Annotated in this window: 5 protein-coding genes; 4 read left to right on the top strand and 1 reads right to left on the bottom strand. The window is 31.5% G+C overall.

Annotated elements, in window-relative coordinates; genetic code table 11:
- Nucleotides 1-105 precede the first annotated feature (105 nt).
- The 4 genes from TR13x_RS10530 (at nucleotide 106) to TR13x_RS10515 (ending at nucleotide 4,295) form a co-directional block, all read left to right on the top strand.
- A complete protein-coding gene (locus TR13x_RS10530; protein ID WP_054871897.1) occupies nucleotides 106-885 on the top strand; it encodes a short-chain-enoyl-CoA hydratase in 780 nt (259 codons plus the stop codon).
- A gap of 41 nt (nucleotides 886-926) precedes the next feature.
- Nucleotides 927-1,772, top strand: coding sequence for a 3-hydroxybutyryl-CoA dehydrogenase (locus TR13x_RS10525; protein WP_054871896.1), 846 nt, complete (start codon nucleotides 927-929; stop codon nucleotides 1,770-1,772).
- Nucleotides 1,773-1,935: 163 nt separating this feature from the next.
- Entirely contained in the window at nucleotides 1,936-3,114 is a 1,179-nt protein-coding gene (locus TR13x_RS10520) for an acetyl-CoA C-acetyltransferase (RefSeq protein WP_054871895.1), read from the top strand.
- A 188-nt stretch (nucleotides 3,115-3,302) separates the two neighbouring features.
- On the top strand, nucleotides 3,303-4,295 hold the full coding sequence (locus tag TR13x_RS10515; protein ID WP_054871894.1) for an LCP family protein: 993 nt from the start codon (nucleotides 3,303-3,305) through the stop codon (nucleotides 4,293-4,295).
- A gap of 175 nt (nucleotides 4,296-4,470) precedes the next feature.
- Here TR13x_RS10515 and murC read toward each other — a convergent pair whose 3' ends face one another.
- Nucleotides 4,471-5,859 (bottom strand): UDP-N-acetylmuramate--L-alanine ligase, encoded by a 1,389-nt coding sequence (murC, locus tag TR13x_RS10510; protein ID WP_054871893.1) that lies wholly within the window; start codon nucleotides 5,857-5,859, stop codon nucleotides 4,471-4,473.
- Nucleotides 5,860-5,942: the final 83 nt, after the last annotated feature.

Here is a 5,942-nt window from a genome sequence, read left to right as displayed (position 1 = left end):
ATCCATAAACGGAAATTATATTTAAAACTGTCAACAATTTAATTTGGTATATTTTTTTGAGTCAAAATAAGTAGTAAAGTATGTTAAAAGATAAGGAGGGGTAGTGTGGAATATGAAAACCTTTTACTAAAAAAAGAAGGGAATATATGTATACTGACTATCAACAGACCTAAAGCTTTGAACGCTTTGAACTCTAAAGTTTTAGAAGAATTAAGTAATGCAGTAGATCAAATTGAAAAGGACAAAGATATTTATGTAGTTATAATAACTGGAGAGGGTAAAGCATTCGTTGCAGGAGCTGATATTGTAGAAATGAAAGATATGACTTCAGAGGCTGCTAGAAAGTTTGCAAAACAAGGTTTAGAAGTTTTTAGAAAGATTGAACTTATGGAAAAAGTGGTTATAGCTGCTGTAAATGGATTTGCTTTAGGTGGTGGATGTGAACTTGCGATGTGTTGTGATATAAGGATAGCATCTGAAAAAGCAAAATTTGGGCAGCCAGAAGTAGGGCTAGGAATTACTCCTGGATTTGCAGGAACTCAAAGATTATCACGTTTAGTTGGTATAGCTAAAGCTAAAGAGTTGATATTTACTGGAGATATGATAGATGCCAATGAAGCTGAAAAGATAGGGCTTGTAAATAAAGTTACTAAACCTGATGAGCTCATGAATGCAGCTATTGAGCTTGCAAAGAAGATAGCTTCTAAAGGTCAGATTGCAGTAAGATATTCAAAAATAGCTATAAATAGAGGCTTTGAAACAGATATTGAAATAGGAATGGAAATAGAAAGAAATCTATTTTCATTATGCTTTGCTACAGACGATCAGAAAGAAGGCATGACTACTTTTCTTGAAAAAAGAAAGCCAGAGTTTAAAAATCAGTAATTAAAACACACTTTTAAAATGAATTTTAAGGAGGAGATTTGATGAAGGTTTGTGTTATTGGTGTTGGCACAATGGGTTCAGGCATAGCTCAAGTTTTAGCACAAGCAGGACATGAAGTAATTTTAAAAGATATTGATGAAAAATATCTTCAAAGAGGAATATCTATTATTACTAAGAATTTGGACAGAAATGTAAAAAAAGAAAGAATGACAGAAGAAGAAAAAAACCAAGTTCTTGAAAAAATTACGACTACTACTGATATTGATTTAATAAAAGATGTAGATATAGTTATTGAAGCAGCAGTTGAGAATATGGAAATAAAGAAAAAAATATTTGAAGAATTAGATAAAGTATGTAAACCAGAAACAATACTTGCAACAAACACTTCATCTTTATCCATTACAGAAATAGCAAGTGTAACTAATAGACCTGAAAAAGTTATAGGAATGCATTTTTTCAATCCAGTACCAGTCATGAAACTTGTTGAAATTATAAAAGGTATTGCGACTTCAGATGAGACTAAAAAGTTAGTATGTGATTTATCAATAGAGTTGGGTAAAACTCCAGTTGAAGTTGAGGAAGCTCCTGGTTTTGTAGTAAACAGAATACTTATTCCAATGATTAATGAAGCAGTTGGTATTTTAGCAGATGGTGTTGCATCAGCAGAGGATATTGATAATGCTATGAAATTAGGTGCTAATCATCCTATAGGACCATTAGCACTTGCTGACCTTATAGGAAATGATGTTTGTCTAGCTATTATGGAAGTGTTATATAAGGAATTTGCTGACCCTAAATATAGACCGCATCCATTATTAAGAAAAATGGTTAGAGGTGGTTTGCTAGGAAGAAAAACAGGAAAAGGATTTTTTGATTACAGTAAATAATAAGCAAGTTAACAGTTGACAGTTAACAGAGAACAGATATTAAATATGGTTTTCAATTAAATTCCAGTTTTAGTCTATTTGTTGTCGAATGGTGAATAGCAATAATGTAAATAGGCTGATAGCCTTTAGATGAATAATATTAGTTTGTAGGAGGTTATAGAATATGAGAGAAGTTGTTATTGTAGGTGCTGCTAGAACACCTATAGGAAGTTTTGGTGGTAGTTTATCTAAATTATCAGCAATAGATTTAGGGGTAGTGGCTGCTAAGGAAGCAATTAGAAGAGCTGGCATTAAGGAAGATATGATTGATGAAGTAATAATTGGAAATATTTTATCAGCAGGTTTAGGTCAAAATCCAGCTAGACAGGTAGCTCTAGGAGCAGGTTTAAAAGAAACTACACCAGCTTTGACAATTAATAAAGTTTGTGGTTCTGGACTTAGAGCTGTAAGTATGGCTACGCAGTTTATAATGTTAGGAGACGCTGATGTTATTTTAGCAGGTGGTACTGAAAGTATGAGTAATGCTCCATATCTTGTACCTAGAGTTAGATGGGGACTTAAGATGGGACACGGAGAATTAATTGATACAATGATTCATGATGGTCTAACAGACATATTCAATAATTATCATATGGGTATAACAGCTGAAAACATAGCTGAAAAGTGGAATATATCTAGAGAAGAACAAGATGAGTTTGCATTAAAAAGTCAGCTTAAAGCAGAAAAAGCACAGAAAGAAGGTAAATTTAAAGATGAGATAGTTCCTGTTGAAGTACCACAAAGAAAGGGAGATCCTATTATTGTAGATACTGATGAATATCCTAGACACGGAACTACTATTGAAAAACTTGCAAAATTAAAACCTGCATTTAAAAAGGATGGTACTGTAACAGCAGGTAATGCTTCAGGAATAAATGATGGTGCAGCTATGTTAGTAGTAATGGCTAAAGAAAAAGCAGAAGAATTAGGGATAAAGCCTTTAGTTACTATTAAATCATATGCTTCAGCAGCATTAGATCCAAAGATTATGGGATATGGTCCAGTTCCAGCCACTAAAAAGGCATTGGAAAGAGCCGGGTTAAAAGTTGAAGATTTAGATTTAATTGAAGCTAATGAGGCATTCGCAGTACAATCAATAGCTGTTATGAGAGATTTAGGATTAGATCCAGAAAAGGTTAATGTAAATGGTGGTGCTATAGCTTTAGGACATCCAATAGGAGCTTCAGGAGCAAGAATTCTTATAACTTTGATTTATGAGATGATAAGAAGAGAATCAAAATATGGACTTGCAACTCTATGTATTGGTGGAGGTCAGGGAACAGCAGTTATTGTTGAAAGATAAGGGTGAGCTAAACGCTCACCCTATTTAAGTTTGAAAAAAAACAAGTTTAATGCTATAATCATTTAGTAATTCAAATATCTGTAACTTAAGTGTAACTTAATATTATTAATAATGTGTTATAATAATAATAGGTTCTTTTGCATGTATGCAGCAGTAAACTAGCATATTGTTTAGGAAGGTGAAGATAAATGAAACAGTTTCTTAAGGTATTTACTATTGCGTTTTTTTGCTTTGTTTTAGCAATAGGTGCAGGTGTATTTACATTTATGAAATTTTATGATGCAAATGCAGCAACTCAAGAGGATATAAAACATGTTGACAACAATGAAACAGGGGATAATAGTGATTCATCAAACGATAATTCTAAAGTTTTAGATCCATTTAAAAAAGCTATACAAGAAAGTAAAAGGATAAATATATTGCTTTTAGGATTAGAAGGACCAAGAACAGATACTATAATATTTGCTAGCTTTGACCCTGTTACAAAAAAAGTAGATTTAATATCAATACCTAGAGATACTTATTTTTACAGATTAGGTTATGAAGAAGCTGATAAAAGAAAAATTAATGCTGTTTATGGAGATGCAGGAGTAAAAGGGACAATGAAAGCGGTAGAAGCTGTGCTTGGTGGAGTTCCAATACATCATTATGTAAAAGTAACTTATTCGGGAGTAGAGAGAATAGTTGATTCTCTAGGTGGTGTAGAGGTAAATATCCCTTTTGATATGGTTTATGATGATCCTACTGCTAAACCTCCTCTTCATATAAACTTGAAAAAAGGAAGACAGATATTAAATGGAGAGAAGGCTATTCAATTTTTGAGATTTAGGCATAATAACGATAATACAGTAGGTTATCCTGATGGGGATTTAGGCAGAATAAGAGCTCAGCAGCAATTTATTAAATCGGCTGTAAAAAAAGCTTTAAGCTTTAGATTGCCAGTTGTAGCTCAAACTTGTTTTAAATATATTAAAACAGATATGAGTTTAACTGACACTTTGTTGTATGTAAGTAAGGCAATAGGAATAAAAACGGAAGATATTTCAATGACTACACTTCCTGGTAGGGCAATATATAAAAGTATAGATGGGAAAAGAGTATCTTACTTTGCATATGATTCAAAACAGATTAAAGAATTGATGATGAAATTGTACAATGTAAATATTGAAACTGAAAATTAACTATGTAAATGGGTTCCCAAAATGAATTCGGGAACCCATTTTTGATGGGGGGAGTGGGGGACTAAGTATTTATATTTATAACCAAATTTCTTAAAATTAAACATTATTAAATTAAAAAATTGATAGTTATTAGTTAGTAGTTATTAATCTATCGACTACGACCATTGACTATCAATTATCGACTATTATCTAATAACATCTCTCCTACCTTATATATATCTCCTGCTCCAACGGTAAGAATAATATCGCCTTGACTAATTTGTTTTGACAAGTAATCAACAACATCTGTAAAGTTATCAATATATAAAGATTTCATACCTTTACTTATAAGTAAATTTACTAAATCTTTTGAGTGAACAAGACCTGTATCTTTCTCTCTCGCAGCATATATATCAGTTACTATTATAGTATCGGCATTATGAAAAGATTCACTAAACTCATTTAATAAAGCCTTAGTTCTCGTATAAGTATGAGGTTGGAATACACACCATATCTTATTGTGCGGAAGTTTTTTTGCTGCATTAAGAGTTGCTTTTATTTCAGTTGGATGATGTGCGTAATCATCTATTATTCTAACTCCATTTATAATACCTTTCATTTCAAATCTTCTATGAGTTCCTGTATAGCTTTCGATAGCTTCTATTATGGTACTAATAGGAATATTAAGGTTATGAGCTGTCGCAATAGAAGCTAAAGCATTATATACATTATGTATTCCCATTACTTTAAGAGTTACGTTGTATTCTTCAGAATTATTAATTATTAGTTTGAATTTAGGGAAACCATTTTTTGTGTAAGATATATCGCCTGCCTTATAATTACTTTTATTTTTTATTCCGAAAGTAACAATATTGCAATTTGTTTTATTAATAATTTTTGGGGTGTTTATATCATCATTATTTATAACTAACAGACCATTTTCAGGGAGCAAAGCTGCAAAGTTCGCAAACGTTTCAACTATATGCTCGATATTTTTGAAATAATCTAAATGGTCTTCTTCTATGTTAAGAATTATACCTATATTAGGATTAAACTTAAGAAAATTTCCCTTATATTCACATGCTTCAGTTAAAAATATATCTTCTTTACCGATTTTCACATTACCACCGATGGTGTCTAAAACTCCACCTAGCAAGATAGTCGGGTCTAAATCAGAATGTTCAAGTATAACAGATATCATAGCTGTTGTAGTTGTTTTTCCATGTGTCCCAGAAACTGCAATAGAAGATTTGTATATTCTCATTAATTGTCCTAAGAAAGTAGCTCTATCAACAGTTACTATATTTTTTTCTATAGCTTCTATATATTCCGGATTATCTTTACTGATAGCAGACGTATAGATTATTAAATCTGCACCTTTTATATTATTTCTATCATGACCTATATATATGATAGCTCCTTTATCCTTTAAGCTTTCTATTATTTCAGAGTTTTTTATATCAGATCCTGAAACAGTATATCCTGCGTCTAACAAAATTTCTGCAAGACCACTCATACTAATACCGCCTATTCCAATAAAATGTACATGTTTAAAATCATGTTTATGTATATCAAAACTAAACATATAACTACCTCCTAGATAATACAGTAATAATATTATTTCCAACACTTCCAATATTATTTTATAATCCATAGGAAATTATATAC

Origin of the sequence: Caloranaerobacter sp. TR13, assembly GCF_001316435.1 — a bacterium.
GTDB lineage: Bacteria > Bacillota > Clostridia > Tissierellales > Thermohalobacteraceae > Caloranaerobacter.
This window is presented reverse-complemented; position numbering and strand designations above follow the sequence as displayed.